The following is a 24,940-nucleotide window of genomic DNA, read 5'->3' on the forward strand; positions in this document are numbered from 1 at the left end:
GTTTTCTCCTGACCGCAGGCAACCACACGCATGGCGATGCTCAAAGTCGATGGCCTGACCAAGCAATTCGGCGGTTTTACCGCCGTGAGCAACGTCTCCTTCGATGTCGCGGAGGGCGAGATCCTCGGCCTCATAGGGCCGAACGGCTCGGGGAAGAGCACGACATTCAATTGCGTTGCCGGCATGTATGCGCCGACAGCCGGCTCGATCATGTTCGAAGGCGGCGAAATCGGTGGCCTCGCGGCCAATCAGGTCTGCCACAAGGGCATCGCGCGGACGTTCCAGATCCCGCGGCCCTTTCGCAACCTCTCACTTCTCGAAAACGTCGCGCTCTCGGCGCACTTCGGCTCGAATGCGCACCTCTCGCGCAGCCAATGCTGGGCCAGGGCCGAAGAGTCGCTCGCCATGGTCGGCCTGCCGACGGACGCGGAAACATTGACCGACGGCCTCGGCGCCGCCTCCCTGAAGAAGCTCGAGCTTGCCCGCGCGCTCGCGACCGGCCCGCGCCTCCTGCTCGCGGACGAGAGCCTCAACGGCCTCGACCATAGCGAGATGGACCAGGCCGCGGACATGCTGGAGCGCATCCGCAAGGAGAAGGGCATCACGATCGTCTGGGTCGAGCACATCATGGGCGTGCTGATGCGCGTGGTCGACCGCGTCGTCGTGCTCGATCACGGCGAGAAGATCTTCGACGGCAAACCGGCCGATGCACAGACGGACAAGCGCGTCGTCGAGGTCTACCTCGGCGAGAGCGAGCACTAAGGGCTCGTGTGATGATCGAGAAATTCGCCAGATCTCGCAGCCCGGTATCGAGCGAATTTCTCGATCTGAATCACACGAGCAAATCTATGGTTCTAGTGTCCCTTTTGATTCCGAAGTTCGCTCGGGACACCAGCATCGAGGTTGAGCGAACTTCGGAATCGGGACACTAGGGCGAGCTGAGATGCTGGACCTCAAGGGAGTTGATGCTGGCTACGGGGCATTCCAGGCCCTGTTCGGCATCTCGATGCGGGTCAATGCCGGCGAGGCCGTGGCCGTGATCGGTGCCAACGGCGCCGGCAAGACGACGCTCATGCGCGTCATCTCCGGGATGCTGCCGGCGTCCTCGGGCACGATGACCATGGAGGGCGCGGACCTGCGCACGACGCCGCCGCACAAGGTCGTCGAGCTTGGCATCGCGCACGTCCCGGAGAGCCGCCGGCTCTTCCCGCGCCTCTCGGTCGAGGACAACCTGCGGCTTGGCGCCTACATTCCCTCCGCCCGCGCGCACTTCGCCGAGCGGCTCGACTACGTCTACGGTCTTTTTCCGCGCCTCAAGGAGCGGCGCAGCCAGCTCGCCGGCACCATGTCCGGCGGCGAGCAGCAGATGTGCGCGATCGGTCGTGCGCTCATGAGCAAGCCGAAGCTCGTGCTGCTCGACGAGCCTTCGATGGGCCTCGCGCCTGTCATCGTTCAGCAGGTCTTCGATCTCGTCCGGCGCATCCGCTCCGAGGGCTACACCGTCCTGATCGTCGAGCAGAACGTCTCGCAAGTTCTCAAGGTGTGCGATCGCGCCTACCTGCTCGAGGTCGGCCGCATCGTGCAGTCGGGCAGCTCTGCCGAGCTCGCCGAAAGCGACGAGATCCGCAAGGCGTACATGGGCATTTGAGCGCACGCCGCAGAAATTTGACGGGCTGACGGCCGGCCGCCGCGCCGGCCGCGAGGGGAGAAGGGGATGCTCGGGTTGTTCTCAAGTCTCGACTGCTCGCTCGACGTCTTCTTTGTCGAAGCGCTGCTCAACGGCGTGCTGCTGGCCGGATTGCTCGCTCTCCTGGCGCTCGGCCTCAACCTCATCTTCGGCGTCATCGACGTCGTGTGGATCTGCTACGCCGAGCTCGTCATGATCGGCATGTACGCGATCTTCTACTTCGTGCAGGTCGCCGGCATACCCTTGCCCCTCTCCTTCCTGCTGGCGATCGGCCTTGTCGCGTGCGCCGGCACGATCCTGCACTACCTCGTCATTCGACCCGTGCTCGACCAGCCGCCGATCAACCAGCTCCTCGTGACGGGCGGCGTGCTGTTCCTGCTGCAGGCGGCGGCGACCATGGCGTTCGGCATCGAATTCCGGAACCTCGGCATTCGGCTCGGCTCGGTGAACATCGGCGACATGAGCTTCGCCTGGAGCCGGATCATCACGTTCGCCGTCGCACTCGGAGCCATGATCCTGCTCTGGCAGTTCCTCACGCGCACCTACATCGGCACCGCGATCCGCGCGATCTCGCAGGACCGCCAGATCATGCCGCTCATGGGCGTCGACCAGAAGAAGATCTATCTCGCGACCTCGGCGATCGGCGGCGGCCTTGCCGGCCTCGCGGCCTGCCTGATGGTTCTCCAGTACGACATCTATCCGCAGATCGGCCTGCAGTTCGGCCCGCTCACGTTCATGATCTGCGTGCTCGGCGGCCTCGGCAACATGGTCGGCGGCTTCGTTGCGGCCTTCATCATCGCCCAGTTCATCACCATCGGCGGATCGTGCGTCGCGACCGAGTGGGGCTACGCAGTGGCCTTCCTGTTCTTCATGCTCGTCATCTTCGTCCGTCCGCAAGGCCTCTTCGGAGCCAAGTCATGATCACCCAAAAGCACATCGCCTGGGCGGTCGGACTCGCTGCTCTGCTGCTGCTCCCCTTGCTGATCAGGATGATCTTCCCGGGCACGGATCGCTACTACCTGCACCTTGTCATCCAGATCCTGATCTGGGCGTTCATCTACACGGGCTGGTCGATGATGGGGCGCTTCGGCCTCACCTCGCTCGGCCATGGCGCTTTCACCGGCATCGGCGCCTACGTAACCGTGATGCTCTGGAACTTCGCCGGCATCACGCCATGGATCGGCATTCCCGTCGCCATGCTGGTGGCCACCATTGCGGGCGTGCTCGTCGGCTACCCGTGCTTTCGCATGCGGATCACGGGCCACTACTTCGCGCTGCTGACGCTCGCCTTCACGGAGTTCATCCGTCTCTGCATCATCGGCATGCGCGACTGGACGGGCGGATCGCTCGGCACGCAGCCGGCGCGCTATGGCGATGGGCTCTCGCTGTACGCCTTCCAGTTCGAGCCGAACCGCGTACTCGCCTATTATATCGTGCTCGCCGTCTGGCTCATCGGTCTCATCATCTGGGTGAAGGTCGACCGCAGCATGGACCGCTACGCGCTCGACGCCGCCTCACAGGACGAGGACGCAGCGGCCTCGGTCGGCATCAACGTGACGCGCGAGAAGCTCAAGATCACGGCGCTGTCCTCGGCCATGTGCGCCTTCGGCGGCGCCATCTACGGCCAGTACCAGATGTACATCGGCCCCGACACGATCGCCGGGCTCGGTGTCTCGCTCAACATCGTGTTCGCGGTCATCGCGGGGGGCATCTGGTCGCTGTTCGGGCCGACCTTCGGCGCCGTTTTCACGCAGGTGCTGGCAGAAACATTGCGCGTCGGGCTGCGCGGCTCCGAGACGCTGAGCAAGCTGCTCGGTCAGAGCGCATTGGCGCTCGACACCTTCATCTACGGCCTGCTGCTGGTGCTCTTCATCATCTACATGCCGAAGGGCGTCATCGGCACACTTGGCGAGCGCTGGAAGCGCAGGTGACGGCGGCGCTCTACCAGGCCCGGAATCAAAAACGGCCGGGTCGCCCCGGCCGTTTCGTCTCAATCCGTCTGACTGCGCGCGATCAGAGCATTCCGCACACGGTTGCCGCGCTCGACTTGTCGACCGTCGCACCTTCCTCGAGGTTCAGCGACTTCACGACGCCGTTCTCGACAACCATCGAGTAGCGCCGCGAGCGCACGCCGAGACCGCGGGCCGTCAGGTCGAACTCGAGGCCGATCTTCTTCGTGAAGTCGGCAGAGCCGTCCGCAAGGAAGACGATCTTGCCCTCGGCGCCCGTCTGCTTGGCCCAGGCATTGAGGACGAACACATCATTGACCGAGACGCAGGCAATCGTGTCGATGCCCTTGGACTTCATATCGCCGGCCATCTGGATGAAGCCCGGCAGATGCGTGTTGTGGCACGTCGGCGTGAAAGCGCCCGGCACGGCGAAGAGGACGACCTTCTTGCCGCCGAAGACATCGGCCGTCGTCATCGGCTTCGGCCCCTCAGGGCTCATGGTGTTGAACGTCGCGTCCGGCAGCTTGTCCCCGACCTTGATGGTCATGATGTGTATCCTTCCCGGTTTGGCTTGAACGAGCTCGCGCTGGAGGCGGAGCGGCGCGGGGCACACGCGGCGCCGCCGTCGGGACAACCATAGCGGCTCCTGATGATGCGGCCAAGCTCCTCGGCCTTCAGAGCAGCTCTTACCAATCGAGCGCGGCGCCCTCGCGCAGCACGGCGTCGATGCTGTGCACGAACGCATGACCCTCGCCATGCAGCACGAGCCCCTGGAGCAGGCTGAGCGGCGCGCGGCTCCCCTTGCGGCCCTGGATGATGACGCGGTGCGCTGCCTCGCCTGCACGCGAATGCAAGGGCAGCACGCGGAGCGCGCCGAAACGTCGAGCCAGCCCGTCGAGCAGTGCTCCGAGCGCGTCGGCGCGATGGATGATCGTCACGAGGCCGTCACTTGCCGCAGCCGTCGCGAGAAAGCGACACCACTGGTCGAGCGCGCCGTCCGCCATCTGATGTGATGCTGCCTTGAGGAGTGCCGGCGGCCGTGTCCCGCGCCCCTCGGCATAGTAGGGCGGATTGGCAATGACATGCGTGTAGGCGCCTGCAGGAACATCCTCCCCGGAGCCGCCAGCCTGCGCGCGATTGATGGCGGCGCCGCCCTCCGCGACATCCAGCTCGACGACCCGGACACGCGCCTCGAGCTGATTGCGTGCTGCATTCCGGCGGGCGATCTCGGCGAGCACCGGCTCGCGCTCGACGAGCGTCACGTGTGCATCCGCGACGCGGCGCGCGACGCAGAGGCCGGCAACGCCTACGCCCGCACCCGCGTCGAGCACCCGGGCGCCCTTGCCAGCCTGCGCGCCGCACGCGGCGGCAAGCAGCACAGCGTCGAGACCGGCACGGTAGCCCTCTGCGGGCTGCAGAATGGCGAGGGCACCGCCGAGGAAGGCGTCATCCGTCAGCGCGCCTGCTTCCGCAGCGTTCATGGACTTTCTTCGGGCGGCACAGGGCGCCGCCGTGCTCCCTCGCGCACGATCCACTGACCGAGATCCGCTTCCTCGAGAATCTGCGCGGCGCGCGCCCAGTCCTCGTCGAGCACCAGCACGCGACGCGGGAAGACGCCGATCGAGCCCTCGGTGATGCTCATGTGGGTATCGGCAATATGCGCGGCGATGCCGGCTTCACGGAACAGCGCTTCGACGAAGCTGATGAGAACTGGATCGTTCGCTCGGACGATGACCCGCATCGGCGCTCCTGGAAAAGCTAGCGATCACCACGTGTCGCACGAGCCGGCGCCGCGGTCACGCCTCTTGCTGCGCCGTGGAGGTCGATGCCGTTTCCCCAAATCCTCAGCATTCTTGAAGGGAATCAGTAACCAGAGAGGGACTTCCACAAGTTGCAATGATGAGAATCATGCAATCAAAGATTGCAGACGAAGCGCCCGTCCCACAGCCACGCGGCCGCGGCGTCACGGCACTTAGGGGAGAGCCGACATGTCGACACTGGAGCTGCCAGCCAGCATCGCCCTGATCCTCGTCATGGCGAACCTAGCCCTCTGTCTCAGTGCCGAACGCTGGCATCCTCCGGTGCGCTCGTTCGTCGGGCCGGTTGCTACGACCCCAGCAGGCATCACCGCCTGCGAACCCCACCTCGGTCCCTGCTAGCCCTTGGCCAGCGCGCGATCGAGGAACTCCAGCCGGTCCTGGCCCCAGAAGAATTCACCCGTGGGCAGCACATAGCTCGGCGCCCCGAAGACGCCGCGCTCGAGCGCCTCGGCCGTGTTCTGGTTGTGGATGCGATCGAGTTCCTCATCCGACGGCCCGGCCCTGCGAATGGCCGCCGCATCGAGGCCGGCACGCTTGGCGGCTTCGGCGACCACGGCCTCATCGCCGAGGTTACCTTCAAGCTCCCAAAGCGATCGGCCGAGCTCCTGCGCGAGCCGGCAGGCATCCTTGCCCTGCAGCGCCGCGGCGATCACGAGGCGCGTACCGATCGTCTCATCGGAGGGGAAATGCTTGGGCTCGAGCGTGATCGGCACCTTGCGGTAGTCGCGCCAGCGCTTGAGCTCCATCATGCGGTAGGCCCGCCGCTCCGGCGATCGCTTCGGCAGAGGCAGACCGCCGGTCTTCGGGAAGACCTCACCGTACTTCGTCGGCTTGATGCGCACGGTCGCTCCGTGACGCGCGGCGATCTCGGCAAAGAGAGCCGAGCCGAGATAGGTCCACGGGCTGTTGAGCGTCATGTAGTAGTCGATCGTCGTCATCGAACAGTCCTCCCGTCCGCGTGGTCGCCGGCTATTTGCCGGCGCCGCGGATCATTGTGTAGATGTGCGAGAAGTCCTTGCCGTCCTGGCCCGCGAGCGCGTGCAGCGCATAGAGCTGCACGGCGAGCGCGCCCAGCGGGCTCGTCGCGCCGACGGATGCCGCTGCCGACTGCGCAAGCTTCAGATCCTTGAGCATGAGTGCGAGCGCAAAGCCCGGCTTGTAGTCGTTGTTGGAGACCGAGCGTTCGACGAGGCCCGGCACCGGACAGAAGCCGGTAACGGCCGTCGATTGCCCCGACGACGTCGACACGACGTCGAACAGGGCCTGCGCCGAAAGCCCGAGCCGCTCGGCGAGCGCGAAGCCCTCCGACGCGGCCACCATGTTGATGCCGGCCATCATGTTGTTGCAGATCTTGGCTGCCTGCCCGAGGCCCGCGCCACCACAATGCACGACCTTGCTGCCGACCTTCTCCAGGATGGGCCGGGCGCGCGAGACAGCCTGTTCCGTGCCGCCGACCATCAGCGTCAAGGTCGCCGCCTTGGCGCCGGCCGTGCCGCCCGATACGGGCGCATCGACCACGTCGAGACCGCGCGCCGCGGCAATGCCGTGCGCTTCACGCGCACTCGCGACATCGATCGTCGAGCAGTCGATCATGAGCGCGCCGGCCGGCACGGCCTCGATGATGTCGCGCCACACGCTCAACACATGCTGGCCTTGCGGCAGCATGGTGATGACCACCTCGGCGTCTTTCACCGCGTCGCGCGCGGACGCGGCGATCTCGACGCCCTCGCGCTCTGCGGCGGCACGCAGATCCGCGACGAGGTCGAAGCCGCGCACCTTGTGCTGTGCCTTCACGAGGTTGGCCGACATGTAGCCGCCCATGTTGCCGAGGCCGATGAATGCAATGTTCGCCATGGCTCAGGCCTTTCCGCGGATCATGTTGATGATGCCGGAGAAGTCATCTCCGCCGTGACCCTGCGAAACGAACAGGTTGTAGAGCTGGCTCGCGGCCGCGCCCATCGGCGTTGACGCGCCGGCACTACGGGCCGCCTCCTGCGACAGCCCCAGATCCTTCTGCATGAGGGCTGCGGCAAAGCCCGGCTTGTAGTGGTTGTTGGCCGGCGACGTCGGCACGGGGCCGGGCACGGGGCAGTAGGTCGTCACGGCCCAGCTCTGGCCGGACGAGGTCGAAGCCACATCGAAGAGCGCCTCGTGCGAAAGACCGAGCTTCTCCGCGAGATTGAAGGCCTCGCACGTGCCGATCATCGTGATCGCGAGCATCATGTTGTTGCAGATCTTGGCCGACTGGCCGGCACCGGGATCGCCGCAGTGCACGACCTTCTTGCCGACGCCCGAGAGGATCGGCTGGCCCTTGGCGAAGGCTTCCTTGGTGCCGCCGACCATCAATGTCAGGGACGCAGCTTCCGCGCCGCCGACACCACCGGAGACGGGCGCGTCGAGCGAGAGCATTCCCGCCTTCGCCGCCATGTCGTGCGCCTTGCGCGCCGAGGCGACGTCGATCGTCGAGCAGTCGATGAAGATCGTGCCGGGCTTTGCCGCCGCGAGCAGGCCGCCGCCCCACACGTCGAGCACGTGCTTGCCAGCGGGGAGCATGGTGATGACGCAGTCCGCGTCCTTGGCGACGTCGGCGGCGCCGTGCGCCTTCTCGACCTTGCGCGCCACCGCCTTCTCGACGTTCGAATTGACGAGATCGAAGCCCAGGACCTGATGGCCCGCTTTGACGAGATTGCCTGCCATGGGCAAGCCCATGTTGCCGAGGCCGATGAAGCCTATGCGTGCCATACCGTTTCCTCCATTTCTTGAATGCGTGGTCGGCTCGTGCGTGCGCCTCAGCCGCGCAGCACTTTGCCGGGGTTCATGATGTTCTTGGGATCGAGCGCCTTCTTCACGGCCGCCATCATGCCGATCTCGACGGGGCTCTTGTAGCGGTAGTTCTCCTCGAGACGCAGACGGCCAATGCCGTGCTCCGCGCTGATCGAGCCGCCGAGCGAGACGACGAGATCGTGCACGATCTTGTTCATGTTCGGATACTCGGCATGGAATCGCTCGTACGTCCAATCCACGGGACGGATCGGGTTGTAGTGGAGGTTACCGTCGCCGACGTGGCCGAAGCAGCAGTGCCGGACGCCGGGATAGGCCTGCGCGACGGCCGCATCGGCCTTTTCGATGAACTCGGGAATGCGCGAGAGCGGTACGGAGATGTCGTGCGCGATCGAGCCGCCGGCAGACTTCTGCGCCTCGGCGAGGTCCTCGCGCATCTTCCAGAGCTTGCGCGCCTGCTCGCCCGAGGTCGTGATCATCGCATCGCGCACGAGACCGGCTTCCATGGCCGCACCCAGCGCATCGGCAAGCGGCGCGTTGAGCGTGCCCGGCTCGCCCTGCCCCGCGACTTCCATCAGCACGTACCAGGGATGAACGCTCGGCATGGGATCGCTGTGGCCGGGAACGCCCGTCAGCAGCAGGTCGATGATGGCGCGGCGCATCAGCTCGAAGGCCGAGATCGATTCGCCGAGCTTGCTGCGCAGGAGCGACAGAAGCTCCACGGCGGCTGTCGGGCTCTCGATGCCGATGTAGGCGCTGATCGTATCCGAAGGTTTCGGGAACAAGCGGAGCGTCGCGCCCGTGATGATGCCGAGCGTGCCTTCGGCGCCGATGAAGAGCTGCTTCATATCGTAGCCGGTATTGTCCTTGCGCAGGCCGCGCAGGCCATTCCAGATCTCGCCGTTCGCCAGGACGACCTCGAGACCGAGCACGAGGCTGCGCGTATTGCCGTAGCGCAGCACCTGGTTGCCGCCGGCATTCGTCGAGATATTGCCGCCGATCTGGCAGGAGCCCTCGGCGCCGAGGCTCAGCGGGAAGAGGCGGTTGGCGTCGGACGCCGCCTGCTGGATTTCCCTGAGGATCACGCCGGCATCGACGGTCATCGTGTCGTTCGCGATGTCGATGCCGCGGATGCGCTTCATGCGCTGCGTCGAGATGATGACCTCGCTGCGGTCCTCATGCGGCTGGCTGGCGCCGGTGAGGCCGGTGATCCCGCCCTGGGGCACGATCGCAGTGCCCGTTTCCGCGCAGATGCGGACGAGCGCGGCGACTTCCTCGGCGTTTGCGGGACGCAGGACGAGTGGCGCATCGCCAGCCCAAATGCCGCGCCAGGCACGACAATAAGGTGCGATGTCCGAGGGATCATCAATGGTACCGGCCGGCCCGACGACGCTCTTGAGGCGTTCGAGTACATCGTTCCCAACCGGGGCCCGCCGCGCAATCGTCGCCATGCCCGTGCTGTCTCCGCTTGTGTCGAAAATCAGGGCGGCACATTAGCAGCGCGGCTGGCAGCGGCAAACGCGACCGAGGGCTGATGACCGTACCCGCATGGGCCCTGCGCGCCCAATGCACGGCACCGCGACGGATTATTCGTCGGTGAGCGTTTGACCACAAACGGAAACGGCCGGCCGGCAAAGCCGACCGACCGTCCGTTTAGTCTGCAGTTAGTCTGCAGTCTTAGTGGTAGTGCCGCCGGTTGTAGCGGTGCGTCCAGTGGCGGTGCTGATAGTGCGGCCTCACATAACGGCGCGGGGCCGTGTAGTAGTGCCAGCGGACAACCGGGCGATGACGCCAATGGTTCCGATGGACGTAGCGGCGGTGGTGATAGCCATAGCCCGTAGTCTGCACAAGACTAGTCTCGGCCTCAGTGCTCTTCGGCACCGTAATCGGAGCTGCCTGCGCTGTAACCGCGCCGCCCACCAGTGTAATCAACCCACCCAATACTGCTGCCAGAAGAGTTCGCTTCATGCTTCACTCCTATGTATTCCTGCGACATCCCAGCGTTAGGTACGAATTTAGTGCCATCCATCTGAATGCGTGCTGAATTGCTTGTTCATCTCCTGGCGAGCTGCCGGACAAGAGTTCGCTCGATTGGCCCGTGCTTCCGCCACATTGTTGCCGGCAAATCGACGCTGCGTTATGGCCACTTCCGGGAGGGATTCGGTCGCCTGACCTTGTTTCTTGCCGATAAACGCGGAGGCCGGGGTCCGTGAGGGCAATGACGGGCACAGGATTGGCGAGATCGGGCACGCGCTGCGATCTCGGCGGCGGTGTTCGCTTTCGCGCGCGACGGCGGCGCGAATGACAAATCTTGCCGCCTTGCCCGTCGGCACCCACCTCGCGGACGACTATCGGATCGAGCGCGTTCTCGGCGCGGGCGGTTTCGGCATCACGTACCTCGCCGAGGAAGTGCCGCTCGCGCGCATGGTGACGATCAAGGAGTATTTCCCGGTCGATTTCGCCGTGCGCGACAACAGGCAGGCCGCACAGCCCCGCTCCGAGGACTGCACGGGCGACTACCAGTGGGGCCTCGAGCGCTTTCTCGATGAGGCGCGAACGCTCGCCCGCTTCGATCACCCGAACATCGTCCGCGTCTACCGCTTCTTCCGCGAGGCGAACTCGGGCTTCATCGTCCTGCATTACGAGGATGGAAAGAGCTTCAAGGCCTGGCTCAAGGGTCTCGGCCGCGCACCGCGCCAGCACGAGCTCGACCGGGTTGTACCGCCGCTATTGGACGCGCTGGCGCTGCTCCACGCCTCGGACTTCCTCCATCGCGACATCGCGCCGGACAACATCATCATCCGCAGCGACGGCTCGCCGGTGCTCATCGACTTCGGCTCGGCCCGTGGCGACATCGCCCAGCACTCGCGTACTGTCTCCGCGCTCGTGAAGCCGGGCTACAGCCCCTATGAGCAGTACGCGACCAATGCGCGTCAGCAGGGGCCGTGGACGGACATCTATTCGCTCGGCGCCACGCTCTATCAGGCGGTGACCGGGAAGCGCCCGCCAGACGCCCCCTCGCGCATGGTCGCGGACGAGATGGTGCCGGCGCGCGATGCCGCGATCAGCTCCTATCGGCCGGGTTTTCTGGCCGCGATCGATGCCGCGCTCGCCCTCGACATCACGGCGCGTCCACGCTCGATCGACGCATGGCGCAAGCAGCTCATGGCACCCGCCGGCAAGCCGGAGCCCGCCATGGAGCCGGAACCAGCAGCACCCGAGCCGGCCAAGACGCCGCGAACTGCCGGTAAATCGAAGGCAAAGCCGGCTGCCAAGGCAAAAGAGAGCGCGGAAGAGCGCGACGCGGCGGTCCCCAAGATCATCAAGGAAGCCAAAGAGGCCAAGAAGGCGCCGGCGAAAGCGGCGGTCGCGAGCGAGGCTCAGCCCCCACCCGCTGACGTGCCTCGCCGCCCGATCTCCGAAGGCAAAGTCGCGGCAATCTTCAGCGAATGGCGCGCCCGCCGCGCTGAGGCCAAGGCCAAGGAGCCCCCGAAGCCTGCGCCCGCCGCCGCACCCGCCAAGCCCGCAGCAGCAGTCGCCGCTGCAGCGGTTACCCCCTCGCCGAAAGCGAACCTGCCTGCGCCCGTACCTCGTCGCGCGCCCAAGCCCGCTCGACCGAAGAAGAAGCGCTCGTGGCGCCCACTCCTCTTCAAGGCCGCGATCGGCTTCGGCGTCGCCTGGCTCGCCGTTGCTTACCAGAATGCACCGCGCATCGAGCGGCAGGGCGCCGGCACCCTCTCCAGCGGAACCATCGCGTCGCATCAGGTCGGCGAGATCAAGGGCCACAAGGGCAGCGTAACCGGCGTCGGCCACTCATCCGACGGGCGCTTCGTCGTCACGACCGGCGAGGATGCCACGCTCAAGGTCTGGCAGGACGGCGGGCGAAAGCTGCTGCGATCCATCAACCTCGACGCCGGCAAGGCGACATCCCTGGCCGTCGGATCCACGCGCGCCGTGACCGGACACAAGGAAGGGCGCGTCACGCTTTGGGATCTCGAATACGGCCTGCGCGTCGCCGCCTTCAAGCGCAATGACGCCGACATCTGGTCCGTATCGTTCGCCGGCTCGCCCGAGCGCATTCTCGCGGCCGGCAACGACTGGAAGCTCACGCTGCTCGATGCCCGAACCCCGGTCCTTCCCGTGCACGTCTTCGACGGCCACGAGAATGCCGTGCAGGCCGTTGCCTTCTCCGGCCCGCGCAATCTGATCGCCTCCGGCGGCGCCGATCGCACGGTCCGCACCTGGAATGCGGAGACACTTGCCGAAACGCGCGTCTATCGCGGGCATCGCGACCATGTCGTCACCCTCGCGTTCGCCCCGGGCGGTCGCCAGCTCGCGTCGGGAGACCTCGCCGGCAACGTCCGCATCTGGTCGATGACGACCCGCCGCCTCGAGCGCTCCATCCAGGCGCACAAGGGGGCCGCGACCGCGCTCGCTTATTCAGGCGACGGGCGCTGGCTCGCCACGGCCGGCCAGGATGGCCGCGTGCGCCTTTGGGATACGACCCGGCTCCGGCAGCCCCGCACGCTCACCGGCCACACGGGCGAGGTTCGCTCCCTCAGCTTCGCGCCGGACGGCGCGACGCTCGCCTCGGCCGGTGTGGACGGGACCGTCCGCCTGTGGTCCACGGCCTTCATGACCCGTAGCGGCTCGTGACACGGTCCGCCTTTTCCGTCAAGGCCTTGTGGTAACAGCGCCGATTTGCTTGCCAAACGGGCTCGGGAAGTCCAAGTTTGAGCAACAACGAATCGTCGTTGGCGGACTCGGCATACAGTTGATGTGCGTCGGGGGTTTTGCTGTCTGCGGGCGCCGGGACGGATAGGTAGGTGGGCTAAAATGCGGTTTGTCATCGAACGTGGCGACCTTCTGCGCGCACTCGGCCATGTAGCAAGCGTCGTCGAAAAACGAACGACGATCCCGATCCTGTCCAACGTCCTGCTGAGGGCCAATGCCGAAGGGCTTCAGCTCAAGGCGACGGACCTCGAGCGCGAGGTCGTCGAGAGCGTCTCGGCCAACGTCGCGACGCCGGGTGCCGTGACGGTCCCCGCGCACATGCTCCACGACATCGTGCGCAAGCTTCCCGATGGCGTGCAGATCCGCATCGAGCGCGAGCCGGAGCGCGAGCGCGTCTCGATCACCGCCGGCCACGCACGGTTTGCCCTGCAGGCGCTGCCGGCCGATGATTTCCCGGACCTCGCCGCCGGTCAGATGTCGCACAGCTTCGAGATCGCCTCGGGTGATCTCAAACGCCTCATCGAGAAAACGCGTTTCGCGATCTCGACGGAGGAGACGCGCTACTACCTCAATGGCATCTACCTGCACCCGGCCAAGACCGGCGGCACGCCGAGCCTTCGCGCGGTCGCGACGGACGGCCACCGCCTCGCCCAGTTCGATCTCCCCCAGCCGGCAGGCGTCGACGGAATGCCGGGCATCATCATCCCGCGCAAGACGGTGCACGAGCTCTACCGCCTCATCGAGGCGAGCGATGCGCCGGTCCGTGTCGAAGTCTCGCCGGCCAAGGTGCGCGTCGAGATCGGCCCGATCACCATGACCTCGAAGCTCGTCGATGGCACGTTTCCGGACTACGGACGCGTCATCCCGCAGTCGAACGACAAGGTGCTCGAGGTCTCGAGCCAGGTGTTCATGGGCGCCGTGGACCGCGTCTCGACGATCGCGAGCGAGCGCGTGCGCGCCGTCAAGCTCAACATCGCGCCGGGCAAGCTCGTCCTCTCCGTGAACAACCCCGACGGCGGCAGCGCGACCGAGGAAGTCGAAGCGCAGTTCTCGGCACCCGCCATGGAGATCGGCTTCAACGCCCGCTATCTGCTCGATATTTCCGGCCAGCTCGAGAGCGACTCGCTCAAGTTCCTGCTCTCCGATCCAGGCTCGCCGACCATCCTCAAGGACGTCGGCGACGAGAGCGCTCTCTACGTTCTGATGCCGATGCGGGTGTGACGACACACGAAGGCATGGCTGAAGTTTCCGGCATGGTGGCGGCGAGCGCGGGCGCACGCGTATGGGTCGAGCGCCTGACGCTCACCGATTTCCGCAATCACGCGCGCCTGTCGCACACGTTCGACGCGCGCCCTGTCGTGCTGACGGGGCCGAACGGTGCCGGCAAGACCAATCTCATCGAGGCCATCTCGCTGCTGGCGCCGGGCCAGGGCCTCAGGCGCGCGCCCTATCCCGAGATCGCGCGGCGCGGGGCCGACGCCTGGGCTGTCGCCGCGCGCGTGCACACGCCCATAGGACCGGTCGACATCGGCACGGGCCTCACAGGCGCCAGCACAGCCTCGAATCGCGCAGGGCGCACCGTCCGCATTGACGGCGAGGCACAGAGCGGCTCCGGGATCCTCGCCGAGTACGTCGAGATGGTCTGGCTCACGCCGGCCATGGATGGGCTCTTCACCGGCGCGGGCGGTGATCGCCGCCGCTTTCTCGACCGCATGATCCTCTGCTTCGATCCGGGCTACCGCACGCGGGTCAATCACTTCGAACGGGCCATGGCCCAGCGCAATCGTCTGCTCGAGGAAGGCGTGCGCGATAACGCGCGCCTCGAGGGCCTCGAGATCGTCATGGCCGAGACGGGCGTCGCGATGGCAGCAGCGCGCGCGCAGACCGTCGCCGCGCTCGCGACCATGATCGAGGCACGACGCGACCGGACGACGGCCTCCGCCTTTCCCTGGGCCAAATTGGAACTGGAGGGCGAGCTCGAAGCCGCACTCGCCGTGCGCGCGGCCGTCGAGGTCGAGGATGCCTATGCCCGCACGCTCGCCAGCGTCCGCGAGCGCGATCGTGCCGCGGGCCGCGCGCTCGATGGCCCTCACCGCAGCGACCTCGTCGTCGGTCACGGCCCCAAGGATGCCCCGGCCCGCCAATGCTCGACAGGCGAGCAGAAAGCCCTGCTGGTCGGGCTCATCCTCGCCCACGCCGAGCTGATGGCCGAGCGTCGGCGGGGCGCGGCCCCGATCCTCCTGCTCGACGAAATCGCCGCCCATCTGGATGCCGCGCGGCGTGCTGCGCTCTTCGACGAGATCATCGCGATCGGCACCCAGGCCTGGATGACGGGGACGGATCTGGAGGCCTTTTCAGCCCTCGGCGAACGCGCCCAAAGGCTCACGCTCGGGGAGTATGGGACGCCTCAGTAAGGGTAAGTCCCGAGGCGCTCACCAATAGCTGCGTAATGCATTGAATATAAACGTATTTTATCGCTGGAAATCATGTCGCAGCGCGTACGATTTCGCACCCGTTTCAGCCATAGTCGTGATATAAGAATCTGCAGCAAATACAGGACCTCCAGGACACCTTTGACATGAGTGCTACGCCGGCCCAGCAGCGCAACGGCGCTGACGACTATGGCGAGGACGCCATCAAGATGCTCAAGGGGCTCGATGCCGTGCGCAAGCGCCCCGGCATGTACATCGGCGACACCGATGACGGCTCCGGTTTGCATCACATGGTCTACGAGGTCGTCGACAACGCGATCGACGAGATCCTGGCCGGCTACGCCAGCGAATGCCACGTCACGCTCAACGCCGACGGCTCGGCGACAGTGCGCGACAACGGCCGCGGCATCCCGGTCGGCATCAAGCAGGACGACGATCACGACCCGAAGCGCTCGGCCGCCGAGATCGTGTTCACCGAGCTGCACGCGGGCGGTAAGTTCGACCAGAACTCCTACAAGGTCTCCGGCGGCCTGCACGGCGTCGGCGTCTCGGTCGTCAACGCGCTCTCGACGTGGCTCAGAGCACGCATCTGGCGCCACGAAAAGGAGCATTTCATCGAATTCCACGACGGCGTCCCGGTCGCGCCGCTCAAGGTGCTGAACGAGGCGCCGGGGCAGAAGGGCACCGAGGTGTCGTTCCTGCCGAGCACGGCGACCTTCACGAAAGTCGAGTTCGACTACGGCACGCTGGAGCATCGCCTGCGCGAGCTCGCGTTCCTGAACTCGGGCGCCAAGATCGTGCTCACGGACGCGCGCCACGCGGACGTCAAGCAGCAGACGCTCGTCTACGACGGCGGCACCGCGGCGTTCGTGAAGTTCCTCGACCGCTCGAAGAAGACGCTCGAAGCCATCACCGAGCCGATCATGATCCGCTCGGAGCGGGACGGCGTCACGGTCGAGGTCGCGCTCTGGTGGAACGACAGCTACCACGAGAACGTCCTCTGCTTCACGAACAACATCCCGCAGCGGGACGGCGGCACGCATCTCGCGGGCTTCCGCGCCGCGCTCACGCGCATCATCAACAAGTACGCGGACGAGAGCGGCATCGCGAAGAAGGAAAAGGTCGACCTCACGGGCGAGGACTCGCGCGAAGGGCTGACCTGCGTGCTCTCTGTGAAGGTGCCCGATCCCAAGTTCTCCAGCCAGACGAAGGACAAGCTCGTCTCGTCCGAGGTCAAGCCGATTGTCGAAAGCATCGTCGGCGAGCAGCTCGCGGCGTGGTTCGAGGAGCATCCGCGCGAGAGCAAGTCGATCATCTACAAGATCGTGCAGGCCGCGCAGGCGCGCGAGGCCGCCCGCAAGGCGCGCGAAATCACGCGCAAAGGCGCACTCAATCTGAACTCGCTCCCGGGCAAGCTCGCCGAGTGCCAGAGCCGCGATCCCGTGGTGACGGAAATGTTCATCGTCGAGGGTGACTCGGCCGGCGGTTCGGCCAAGCAGGGGCGCAATCGCGAGTTCCAGGCCGTCTTGCCGATCCGCGGCAAGATCCTCAACGTCGAACGCGCGCGCATGGACAAAATGCTGTCCAGCCAGGAAATCGGCACGCTCATCACGGCGCTCGGCACCGGCATCGGGCGCGGCGAGGACGGCGGCTTCAATCTCGACAAGCTGCGCTACCACAAGATCATCATCATGACGGACGCCGACGTGGACGGCGCCCATATCCGCACGCTGCTGCTCACGTTCTTCTATCGCCAGATGCCCGAGCTCGTGCAGAAGGGCCACCTCTACATCGCACAGCCCCCGCTCTACAAAGTCGCCAAGGGCAAGAGCGAGACCTACCTGAAGGACCAGCGCGCGCTCGAGGACTACCTCATCGAGAGCGGTCTCGAAGGCGCCACCCTGCAGCTCGGCTCGGGCGAGCAGCGCACGGGCAATGACCTGCGCGACATCGTCGAGCAGGCGCGCGGCGTCTCGCGCATCATCGAGGACCTGCACTCGCGCTATTCGCGCTTCGTCGTCGAGCAGGCGGCGATCGGCGGTGCCTTCGATACCGAGCTGCTGCTCTCCGCGGCCAACGCGACGGCCAAGGCCGAGCAGATCGCGCAGCGCCTCGATACCATCGCGGAAGAGACGGAGAAGGGCTGGAGCGGCCGCTTCGGCAATGAAGGTTACAACTTCCGCCGGGAAGTGCGCGGCGTCACCGAGAGCCACACGCTCGACCGCTCGCTCATCCAGTCCGTGGAGGCACGCCGCCTCAATGATCGCCGCACGCATCTGCAGGAGATCTACGGCGGGCTCGCCAGCCTCAAGCGCAAGGACGGCGAAACACCCGTGTCCGGGCCCCGCGCGCTCCTCGAGGCGGTGTACGAGGTCGGCCGCAAAGGCCTCTCGCTGCAGCGCTACAAAGGCCTCGGCGAGATGAACCCGGAGCAGCTCTGGGAAACGACGCTCGACAAGGAAGCGCGCACACTCCTGCAGGTGAAGATCGGCGACCTCGACGAGGCCGACGAAATCTTCTCCAAGCTCATGGGCGATGTCGTCGAGCCGCGGCGCGAGTTCATCCAGGAGAACGCGCTGAGCGTCGCCAACCTCGACGTCTGATCGCTGCGCTGATGTATGAGCCGATCGCATTTCGTGATCGGCTTGAACCCTTCCAATCTGGCTTATTTGCTCTCCCGCCCGCTGCTGATCGCGGCTAGAGTGCCCGCGGGGGAGCACCACAGCTAATGACAGGAGGGGCTGTCATGATCATGCGACGGCTGCTGTTTTCGACGGGGAACATCTTCCTCTCGCTGATCCTTGGGGCGATCGCCTTCGGCTTCGTATTCCTCAAGTATCCCGACACCATGAACCAGATCCTCGACGCGGCCAGCGGTCTCAAGACCTGGCTCATCACGCGAGGTCTCTCCCCCGAGTACAACAACTGGATCCGCGTCCTGCTGGAAGAGCGCCAGCTCGCCTTCATGGGCTTCACGATCGCCGCCCGGATTGCCCTCTCGATCGTCACCGGCACGCTCACCTGGGTGTGGGACACCGTCCGGGGCAATTGAGCCCGAAGGGCCGCTGTCCTGACGCTGCTGTCCGTCCGCCTATGCGATTCTCGCCGAGCCAAGCGGCGCGCGGGCCAGTATATTGCCCGGCACGGCGCGTCTGCGCGCCCGACGAATGATCCCCAGGGAAGGAAACCTCGATGCGCAAAAACGAACTCAAGAAGGCCATTGCCGCGGGCACGCGCGCCCTCAACGGCTGGCTTGCCATTCCCAATTCCTACTCTGCCGAAATCATGGCGCATCAGGGCTGGGAGGCGGTCACCATCGACCTCCAGCACGGCGCGGTCGACTATCAGGCTGCGGTCGGCATGATGCAGGCCATCTCGACGACGAACGCGGTGCCGATGGCGCGCGTGCCGTGGAACGAGGCTGGCATCATCATGAAGATGCTGGACGCCGGCGCCTACGGCATCATCTGCCCGATGATCAACAACAAGGCCGAGGCCGAGCAGTTCGTCTCGTATGGGCGCTATCCGCCGATCGGCACGCGCTCCATGGGCCCGAACCGCGCCGTGCAGTACGGCGGCGCCGACTACTGGCAGGGCGCGAACGAGGAAGTCCTGCTGCTCGCCATGATCGAGACGCGCGACGGCCTCAAGAACCTCGACGAGATCCTGAGCGTGAAGGGTCTGAGCGGCGTCTACGTCGGCCCGTCGGACCTCTCCATGGCGCACGGCAAGCCGCCGACGCTCGATCCCTCGGATCCCGAAGTTGTCGAGGCCATCAAGCTCATCGCCAAGAAGACCGGCGAGAAGGGCCTCATTGCCGGCGTGCACACGGACGGGCCGAAGACGGCCCTTACCCGCTTCGAGCAGGGCTATCACTTCTGCACGATCCTGAATGACGCGCGCCTGCTGGCCGTGGCCGCGGCGCAGGCCATCAAGGACGTGCGCGGCGGCGGCGAGGTCGCCAAGCCGAAGACGTACTGAGCCTCGCAGCAAAGCACCCAAACGAAATGACCGGCCACGCGGCCGGTCATTTTGCTTTCAGCGTTCGAAGGACGATCAAGTCTCGGACATGAGCCAGCGCTCGAGTGCCTTGAGGCCGACGACAGCGCCGGCAACGATCGCCGCAAAGGTGACGAACGAGCCGAGCGCGAGCGTCGAGACGCCCGTGATGCCCTGCCCGACTGTGCAGCCGAGCGCCATCACGCCGCCGATACCCATCATCGCCGCCCCGAGCAGGCTGCGGACCGTGTCACCAGGATCGGAGAAGGTCAGAAGCCGGAAGCGCCCCATTGACTTCGCCGCGACGAACGCGCCGAGGATCGCGCCAAATACCGTCGCAACGCCGAAGCCCGGCATCGGCGCCGCCGTGAAGCGCTGCAGCCATTCGAGCGCATCGCCGCTCGGGCGGACGTAGGTGAGCGAGATCGGCTGGGTCGGCCGCTCCGCCATGTCGTCGAAGGCGAGGCCGGTAAGCGCCCAGCCCGCAACGGCGCAGAGCCCGACGGCAATGCCCGACAATATGTGCACGGGCGATGAGCGGAATTCCGGATCCTTGAAGCAGTAGGCAAGCCCGACGAGCACGATGATCCACGATGCGAAGATGCGGCCGAAGCCTGCAGAAAGCACCAAGGCACGATCGACGAGATCGCCGATGCCCTGGGTCGACGTCGGCAGCGTGATGTTCGTCGCCTGCTCGATGGCCGCGCGTGCCGGGCCGAGGAGGCCGCCGATGGTCATGTAGGCGAAGATGCCGACCACGACGAGCGTCAGCAGCGCGCGCAGATCACCGCCGCCGGCACGCGCGAGATTGCGGCTCGGGCAGCCGCCCGCGAAGACCATGCCAAAGCCGAAGATGAGCCCACCAGCGATGTGGCCGACCCAGTTGAAGGTCGCGCCGAGATACATCGACTTCGTGAGATCGACGACGCCGAGCCAGTGGAGCGCCTGCGCGCCAGCGAGCGCGACGACGGCCGCCAGTATCCATGCCCGGAAGCGGCGCCAGTCGCCGAGGTTCACGATGTCGGAGACCGAGCCCATGGTGCAGAAGTTCGTGCGAAAGACGACGGCACCGAACACGAAGCCAATGACGAGGCCGCCGATGGCCAGCCATTGCGGGCCGTTTTCGACGATCGCTTCTCTCATGTTCCCCTCCCCGGCGCGCGAGGTATCACACCAGCATATTCGCGAATGTGAATATACGAGCCGATTGGGAGGCGCAAGCTGCGCCGGACGTCACGCCGCGCCGGCCTGGGCGCCTTCGTGACCATTCTCGATGATCCGCTCGGCCGTCGCGAGGTCGACCGAGACGAGCTGCGAGACGCCGCGCTCGGCCATGGTGACGCCGAACAGGCGATCCATGCGCGCCATGGTCATGGGATGGTGCGTGATGACGAGGAAGCGGGTCTCGGTCTCGCTCGCCATGCGCTCCATCATGGAGCAGAAGCGGTCGACGTTCGCGTCGTCGAGCGGGGCATCCACCTCATCGAGCACGCAGATCGGCGAAGGGTTGGTCAGGAACACCGCGAAGATCAGCGAGAGCGCGGTGAGCGTCTGCTCGCCGCCGGACAGGAGCGACAGCGTCGCGGGCTTCTTGCCGGGCGGCCGCGCGATGATTTCGAGACCGCCTTCGAGCGGATCCTCCTCGCTCTCGATCATCTCGAGGCGCGCTTCGCCACCACCGAACAGCGTCCCGAACAGACGCTGGAAATGGCCGTTCACCTGATCGAAAGCCTCGCCGAGGCGCTTCTTCGCCTCGCGATTGAGCTGGCCGATGGCGCCACGCAGCTTGTTGATCGCCTGCTCGACGTCCAGCCGTTCGAGATCCATCGCCGCGAACTGCTCGTTCATCTTCTGCAGCTCGTCGTCTGCCGCGAGATTGACGCCGCCGAGGCGTTCGCGATCCGCCTTGAGGCGCTGGAGCGAGCGATCGACATCCGCAAGCGACGGGAGGGCCGCGTCGGGAGCAACCTCGGCCAGGGCGAGGCAGGCCTCCGGCGCGCACTCCATGGTCTCGCGGATGCGGCGCGCCTCTTCGGACCGCTTCTGGCGTGCCGCTTCGAGCTTCGCCTCGACCCGCGCACGCGACTCGCGCTCGTCGGAGACTGCAGCTTGCGCGGCCTTGAGCGCCTGCTGGCTCTCACGGTGCGCGGACTGGGCCTGGGCCAGGCGATCCGCCGCCGCACTCCGCTCAGCTTCCGCGGCCTGCATCTGATCGTGCAGCCTCACGCGCTGCGCCTCGAGCTCGGCCGGGAGTTCGGCCATCTCGGCAAGCTCACTCTCGGTCTCGCCCATGCGCGCGCTCAGCGTCGCGACATGGCTGCCGGCGTCCTCGCAGCGCGCCTCCCAGCGCGTTCGCTCGATCCCGATGGCATTGAGCCGCTCGGCGCGGACATGCGCATCGCGCTCGAGCCGCGAGAGGATCTGGCGGATTTCGCCGACCGTGCCGCGGTGCGCAGTCGTCTCGCGCTCGGCAGCCGCAACCTCGGCTTCGAGCGCATCGTCATTGTCGAGCGCGGCAATCGCCGCCTCGCTCTCGGCGAGACGCTCCTTGGCCTCGATAAGAGCCGCCTCGGCGGCGGTGCGGTTCTCGGCGACGGCCGCCAGCCGCTGCTCGGTCTCACGCGCCTGGCGCTCGATCACTGTGAGCTTCTCACGCGTGCGGGCAAGCTCGGCCTGGGTCTCGCGCCCGGCTTGGCGCAGGCGGCGCTCCTCGCTTTCCGCCATGCGGTGAACTTCGCGGGCCGTACGCGCCGCAGAGGCAAGATCCTCGGCCTCGCGCCGCGCCGCATCCTCGAGCACTTCGAGCTCGGACAGGCGGTTCCGCTCGGCAAGTCTGACCGCGGCCGCCGTCGGCGCCGTGGCGGCAACGGTGAAGCCATCCCAGCGCCAGAGATCGCCTTCCGGCGACACGAGCCGCTGACCGGTCCGCAGGTACGGCTGCAGCAGACGCCCATCCTCGCGCGCGACCACGCCGATTTGCGCGAGGCGCCGCGCCAGCTCGGGCGGCGCGTCCACTTCCAGCGCGAGCGGATGCACACCGACCGGCAGCGGCGGATCGTCCGCCACACGACCGACACGGCGCCAGTACATGTCCGCCTCTTCGGCGATCGGCGCGTCGAGATCGTCGCCGAGTGCAGCGCCGAGCGCGCGCTCGTAGCCCGGCGCAACGCGCAGCTCGTCGATCATCGGCGGCAGGCCGTCGTCGCGCACGGGAAGAAGCAGCTTCGCCAGCGTCTCCACTTCCGTACGGAGCTGCCCCGAGGTCAGCAGCGCGGCTTGGGCTTCCTGCTCGCGCGTCCGCCCCTCGATGGCGAGCTCGGCAGCGCGCTCCTCCGCCACCAGTGCCTCGTCCTCGATGGCGGCAGCTTCGCGCATCAAGCGCTGCCCCGCCTCGGTGAGCTGCTGCAGGCGCTCGGCATCCGGCGCCCGGGCCGCGATCTCGCGCGCCTGGGTCGCGAGCGAGGCGAGCTGGCTCTCGATGCGCTTGACCTGCCCCAAGCGTTCCGCGTGTGCACTTTCCAAGGCACGGCGGCGCGTACGCGCTTCGATGGCCCGCGCCGTCACCTCGGTCAGTCGCGCCTGCGCCTCGCCAAGCTTCGCCTCAGCTTCATCCAGGCGCGCGCGTGTCTCCTCCTCGGCGCGGCGGCCACCCTCGGCCTCGCCATTGATGGTCTCGGCTTCGGTCGCCAGCCGTTCGAGGATTGCGCGTGCTTCCGCGAGTTGCTGCTGCTCGCGCTCGATGTCGCGGCGCATCTGCTCGGCGCGCTCTTCGAGCTCGCGCTGGCGCTCGGCGAGACGGCGCGCCTCCTTCTCGAAATTCTCCTGCTCGATGCGGATGCGCGCGAGCGCTGCGCCCCGCCGCGCCTCATCCTCGCGGAGCGGATCGATCGCCGCTGCGCGCTCGGCTTCCTCGGTGACGAGCGCCGCTTCCCGCTCGGTCGCTGCCGCCAGCGCACCAAGCCCCTGCCAGAGGGCCGCCTCGGTCGCCACGACCTCGGCCTGGGCTGCAGTCCACGAGAGGTGCAGCAGCAGCGCCTCGGCCTTGCGGATCTCGCCGGAGATCTCGCGATAGCGCCTGGCCTGCCGCGTCTGGCGCTTCAGCGCCTCGATCTGGCTCGTGAGCTGCCCGAGCACATCATTGACGCGCGCGAGGTTGCCTTCGGCCGCCTTGAGCCGCAGCTCCGCCTCGTGGCGGCGGCTGTGCAGGCCGGCAATGCCCGCAGCATCCTCCAGAATGCGCCGCCGCTGCTCGGGCTTCGCATTGACGATCTCGGCAATCTGCCCCTGGCGCACGAGCGAGGGCGAGCGGGCGCCCGTCGCCGCATCCTCGAAGAGCAGCTTGATGTCGCGCGCACGTACCTCGCCGCCATTCACGCGATAGGCCGAGCCCGCGTCGCGCTCGATGCGGCGCGTGACTTCCAACACGTCGGCGTCATTGAGCTCAGCGGGCGCCGTGCGGGCCGCATTGTCGATCGAGATCGTGACCTCGGCCATATTGCGGGACGGCCGGGCGTTCGTCCCGGAGAAGATCACGTCCTCCATGGTCGAAGCGCGCATGGACTTGTAGGACGTCTCGCCCATGACCCAGCGCAGCGCCTCGAGAAGGTTCGACTTGCCGCAGCCGTTCGGCCCGACAACGCCGGTCAGTCCCTTTTCGATGACAAGCTCGGTCGGCTCCACGAAGGATTTGAAGCCGAGGAGCCGGAGTCGCGTGATCTGCACGTCAGCCCCCGCCTCTCAAGCGGAAATTGGCACCTCGTCCCAACGCCCTATACGGAAAAACGCTCAACGCGGCACGGACACCGATGTCGCGGCCGCGGTAGGGCCGGCAATGAGGGGATCGATGATCTCGCGAAGCTCGGCCAAATCGAGCGTTTTCTTGATCAGCCGGCCGTTGATGAAGAAATTCGGCGTCCCGATCACCCCAAGCTCCCGACCGCGGTCTTTCACCTGGTTCAGGGCACTGATCATGCCGTGATTCTGACGGCATTTGTCAAACTCGGAGGCCGTCAATCCAACACCTTGAGCGACCTTCAGGATCGGCTCGATGCGGACTTCCTGCGAGACCCACTGCGCCTGCGAGGAAAGGTAGCGCCCGTACAGCTCCAGGTAGCGGTCCATCGGCGCACAGCGCAGCGCGATCGTCGCCATGCCGCTGGTCTTGCCGATGGGGAACTCGCGGATGATGAAGCGGACCTTGCCGCGGTCGATGTAGTCCCGCTTCAGGACCGGGAAAACCTCCGCCTGGAAGCGGCGGCAGAAGGGGCACGTCAGTGAGGCGTACTTGATGATGGTGACCGGCGCGTCCGCATTCCCCATTGAGAACTCAGGGAGCGGTCCCGGCCGCACGACCTCGGCGAGCGTCGGGTTCTCGATGACCTGACGCATCGGCACCGAGGTCGCCAAGCTGTCGGAGAACGGATCGAAGGCCGGCTCCGGCGCACGCGCGGATGCGCCGACCGCCGCCGTCTCTACAGTCAGGTTGGAGGCGCGCCCCGGATCGAGCGCGTTCATGGCATCGCCCGAGCAAGCGGCGAG

General features: G+C 66.4%; 22 protein-coding genes. 11 read left to right on the plus strand and 11 right to left on the minus strand.

Features of this window, described 5'->3' with window-relative positions:
- The first annotated feature begins 36 nt into the window (after nt 1-36).
- The 4 genes from CS1BSM3_RS11895 (at nt 37) to CS1BSM3_RS11910 (ending at nt 3,618) form a co-directional block, all read left to right on the plus strand.
- Nucleotides 37-762 carry an ABC transporter ATP-binding protein gene (locus tag CS1BSM3_RS11895; RefSeq protein ID WP_072388113.1) on the plus strand — a complete coding sequence of 242 codons (726 nt, stop codon included), beginning with the start codon at nt 37-39 and terminating at the stop codon, nt 760-762.
- A 181-nt stretch (nt 763-943) separates the two neighbouring features.
- Nucleotides 944-1,648, plus strand: a complete 705-nt coding sequence (locus tag CS1BSM3_RS11900; protein WP_072387304.1) for an ABC transporter ATP-binding protein — start codon at nt 944-946, stop codon at nt 1,646-1,648.
- A gap of 66 nt (nt 1,649-1,714) precedes the next feature.
- Nucleotides 1,715-2,608, plus strand: coding sequence for a branched-chain amino acid ABC transporter permease (locus CS1BSM3_RS11905; protein ID WP_143149181.1), 894 nt, complete (start codon nt 1,715-1,717; stop codon nt 2,606-2,608).
- Nucleotides 2,605-3,618, plus strand: coding sequence for a branched-chain amino acid ABC transporter permease (locus tag CS1BSM3_RS11910; protein ID WP_072387305.1), 1,014 nt, complete (start codon nt 2,605-2,607; stop codon nt 3,616-3,618). Before CS1BSM3_RS11905 ends, CS1BSM3_RS11910 begins: the two co-directional genes overlap by 4 nt.
- Before the next feature lie 82 nt (nt 3,619-3,700).
- Here the strand turns inward: CS1BSM3_RS11910 and CS1BSM3_RS11915 are convergent, their stop codons facing one another.
- The 3 genes from CS1BSM3_RS11915 to CS1BSM3_RS11925 form a co-directional block, all read right to left on the minus strand.
- A complete protein-coding gene (locus tag CS1BSM3_RS11915) occupies nt 3,701-4,183 on the minus strand; it encodes a peroxiredoxin (protein ID WP_072387306.1) in 483 nt (160 codons plus the stop codon).
- Nucleotides 4,184-4,322: 139 nt separating this feature from the next.
- Nucleotides 4,323-5,117, minus strand: a complete 795-nt coding sequence (locus tag CS1BSM3_RS11920) for a tRNA1(Val) (adenine(37)-N6)-methyltransferase (protein WP_072387307.1) — start codon at nt 5,115-5,117, stop codon at nt 4,323-4,325.
- Nucleotides 5,114-5,377 (minus strand): putative signal transducing protein, encoded by a 264-nt coding sequence (locus CS1BSM3_RS11925; protein WP_072387308.1) that lies wholly within the window; start codon nt 5,375-5,377, stop codon nt 5,114-5,116. The genes CS1BSM3_RS11920 and CS1BSM3_RS11925 overlap by 4 nt, the downstream gene beginning before the upstream one ends.
- 247 nt (nt 5,378-5,624) lie before the next feature.
- Between CS1BSM3_RS11925 and CS1BSM3_RS28255 the strand changes: the two genes are divergently transcribed.
- Nucleotides 5,625-5,795: a hypothetical protein gene (locus CS1BSM3_RS28255; RefSeq protein WP_174263677.1), complete on the plus strand. Its 171-nt coding sequence runs from the start codon at nt 5,625-5,627 to the stop codon at nt 5,793-5,795.
- On the opposite strand, the gene CS1BSM3_RS11930 is transcribed toward CS1BSM3_RS28255, so the two are convergent.
- The 5 genes from CS1BSM3_RS11930 to CS1BSM3_RS27985 all read right to left on the minus strand — a co-directional run bounded on the left by CS1BSM3_RS11930 (nt 5,792) and on the right by CS1BSM3_RS27985 (nt 10,205).
- On the minus strand, nt 5,792-6,394 hold the full coding sequence (locus tag CS1BSM3_RS11930) for a 2-hydroxychromene-2-carboxylate isomerase (RefSeq protein WP_072387309.1): 603 nt from the start codon (nt 6,392-6,394) through the stop codon (nt 5,792-5,794). The genes CS1BSM3_RS28255 and CS1BSM3_RS11930 overlap by 4 nt on opposite strands.
- 31 nt (nt 6,395-6,425) lie before the next feature.
- Nucleotides 6,426-7,310 carry a 3-hydroxyisobutyrate dehydrogenase gene (gene mmsB, locus CS1BSM3_RS11935; protein ID WP_072387310.1) on the minus strand — a complete coding sequence of 295 codons (885 nt, stop codon included), beginning with the start codon at nt 7,308-7,310 and terminating at the stop codon, nt 6,426-6,428.
- A 3-nt stretch (nt 7,311-7,313) separates the two neighbouring features.
- Nucleotides 7,314-8,198 (minus strand): 3-hydroxyisobutyrate dehydrogenase, encoded by an 885-nt coding sequence (gene mmsB, locus CS1BSM3_RS11940; protein ID WP_072387311.1) that lies wholly within the window; start codon nt 8,196-8,198, stop codon nt 7,314-7,316.
- Between the two features lie 47 nt (nt 8,199-8,245).
- Nucleotides 8,246-9,688, minus strand: coding sequence for an FAD-binding oxidoreductase (locus CS1BSM3_RS11945; RefSeq protein WP_072387312.1), 1,443 nt, complete (start codon nt 9,686-9,688; stop codon nt 8,246-8,248).
- A 226-nt stretch (nt 9,689-9,914) separates the two neighbouring features.
- Nucleotides 9,915-10,205: a hypothetical protein gene (locus CS1BSM3_RS27985; protein ID WP_143149182.1), complete on the minus strand. Its 291-nt coding sequence runs from the start codon at nt 10,203-10,205 to the stop codon at nt 9,915-9,917.
- 333 nt (nt 10,206-10,538) lie between these two features.
- Between CS1BSM3_RS27985 and CS1BSM3_RS11950 the strand changes: the two genes are divergently transcribed.
- The 6 genes from CS1BSM3_RS11950 (at nt 10,539) to CS1BSM3_RS11975 (ending at nt 19,384) form a co-directional block, all read left to right on the plus strand.
- Nucleotides 10,539-12,893 carry a WD40 repeat domain-containing serine/threonine protein kinase gene (locus CS1BSM3_RS11950; protein ID WP_072387313.1) on the plus strand — a complete coding sequence of 785 codons (2,355 nt, stop codon included), beginning with the start codon at nt 10,539-10,541 and terminating at the stop codon, nt 12,891-12,893.
- A gap of 180 nt (nt 12,894-13,073) precedes the next feature.
- On the plus strand, nt 13,074-14,192 hold the full coding sequence (gene dnaN / locus CS1BSM3_RS11955; RefSeq protein WP_072387314.1) for a DNA polymerase III subunit beta: 1,119 nt from the start codon (nt 13,074-13,076) through the stop codon (nt 14,190-14,192).
- 14 nt (nt 14,193-14,206) lie between these two features.
- Nucleotides 14,207-15,385, plus strand: coding sequence for a DNA replication/repair protein RecF (recF, locus tag CS1BSM3_RS11960; RefSeq protein WP_244540484.1), 1,179 nt, complete (start codon nt 14,207-14,209; stop codon nt 15,383-15,385).
- A gap of 164 nt (nt 15,386-15,549) precedes the next feature.
- On the plus strand, nt 15,550-18,006 hold the full coding sequence (gene gyrB, locus CS1BSM3_RS11965) for a DNA topoisomerase (ATP-hydrolyzing) subunit B (protein ID WP_072387315.1): 2,457 nt from the start codon (nt 15,550-15,552) through the stop codon (nt 18,004-18,006).
- Between the two features lie 143 nt (nt 18,007-18,149).
- A complete protein-coding gene (locus CS1BSM3_RS11970) occupies nt 18,150-18,455 on the plus strand; it encodes a hypothetical protein (RefSeq protein WP_072387316.1) in 306 nt (101 codons plus the stop codon).
- Nucleotides 18,456-18,595: 140 nt separating this feature from the next.
- Nucleotides 18,596-19,384: an HpcH/HpaI aldolase family protein gene (locus CS1BSM3_RS11975; protein WP_072387317.1), complete on the plus strand. Its 789-nt coding sequence runs from the start codon at nt 18,596-18,598 to the stop codon at nt 19,382-19,384.
- Between the two features lie 75 nt (nt 19,385-19,459).
- Here CS1BSM3_RS11975 and CS1BSM3_RS11980 read toward each other — a convergent pair whose 3' ends face one another.
- The 3 genes from CS1BSM3_RS11980 to CS1BSM3_RS11990 form a co-directional block, all read right to left on the minus strand.
- Complete coding sequence (locus CS1BSM3_RS11980; RefSeq protein WP_072387318.1) at nt 19,460-20,545, minus strand: YeeE/YedE family protein; 1,086 nt, start codon at nt 20,543-20,545, stop codon at nt 19,460-19,462.
- Nucleotides 20,546-20,635: 90 nt separating this feature from the next.
- A complete protein-coding gene (locus CS1BSM3_RS11985) occupies nt 20,636-24,124 on the minus strand; it encodes a chromosome segregation SMC family protein (protein ID WP_072387319.1) in 3,489 nt (1,162 codons plus the stop codon).
- Nucleotides 24,125-24,187: 63 nt separating this feature from the next.
- Nucleotides 24,188-24,916, minus strand: coding sequence for a DsbA family protein (locus tag CS1BSM3_RS11990; RefSeq protein ID WP_143149183.1), 729 nt, complete (start codon nt 24,914-24,916; stop codon nt 24,188-24,190).
- Nucleotides 24,917-24,940: the final 24 nt, after the last annotated feature.

The organism is Hyphomicrobium sp. CS1BSMeth3 (genome assembly GCF_900117415.1).
Taxonomy (GTDB): domain Bacteria; phylum Pseudomonadota; class Alphaproteobacteria; order Rhizobiales; family Hyphomicrobiaceae.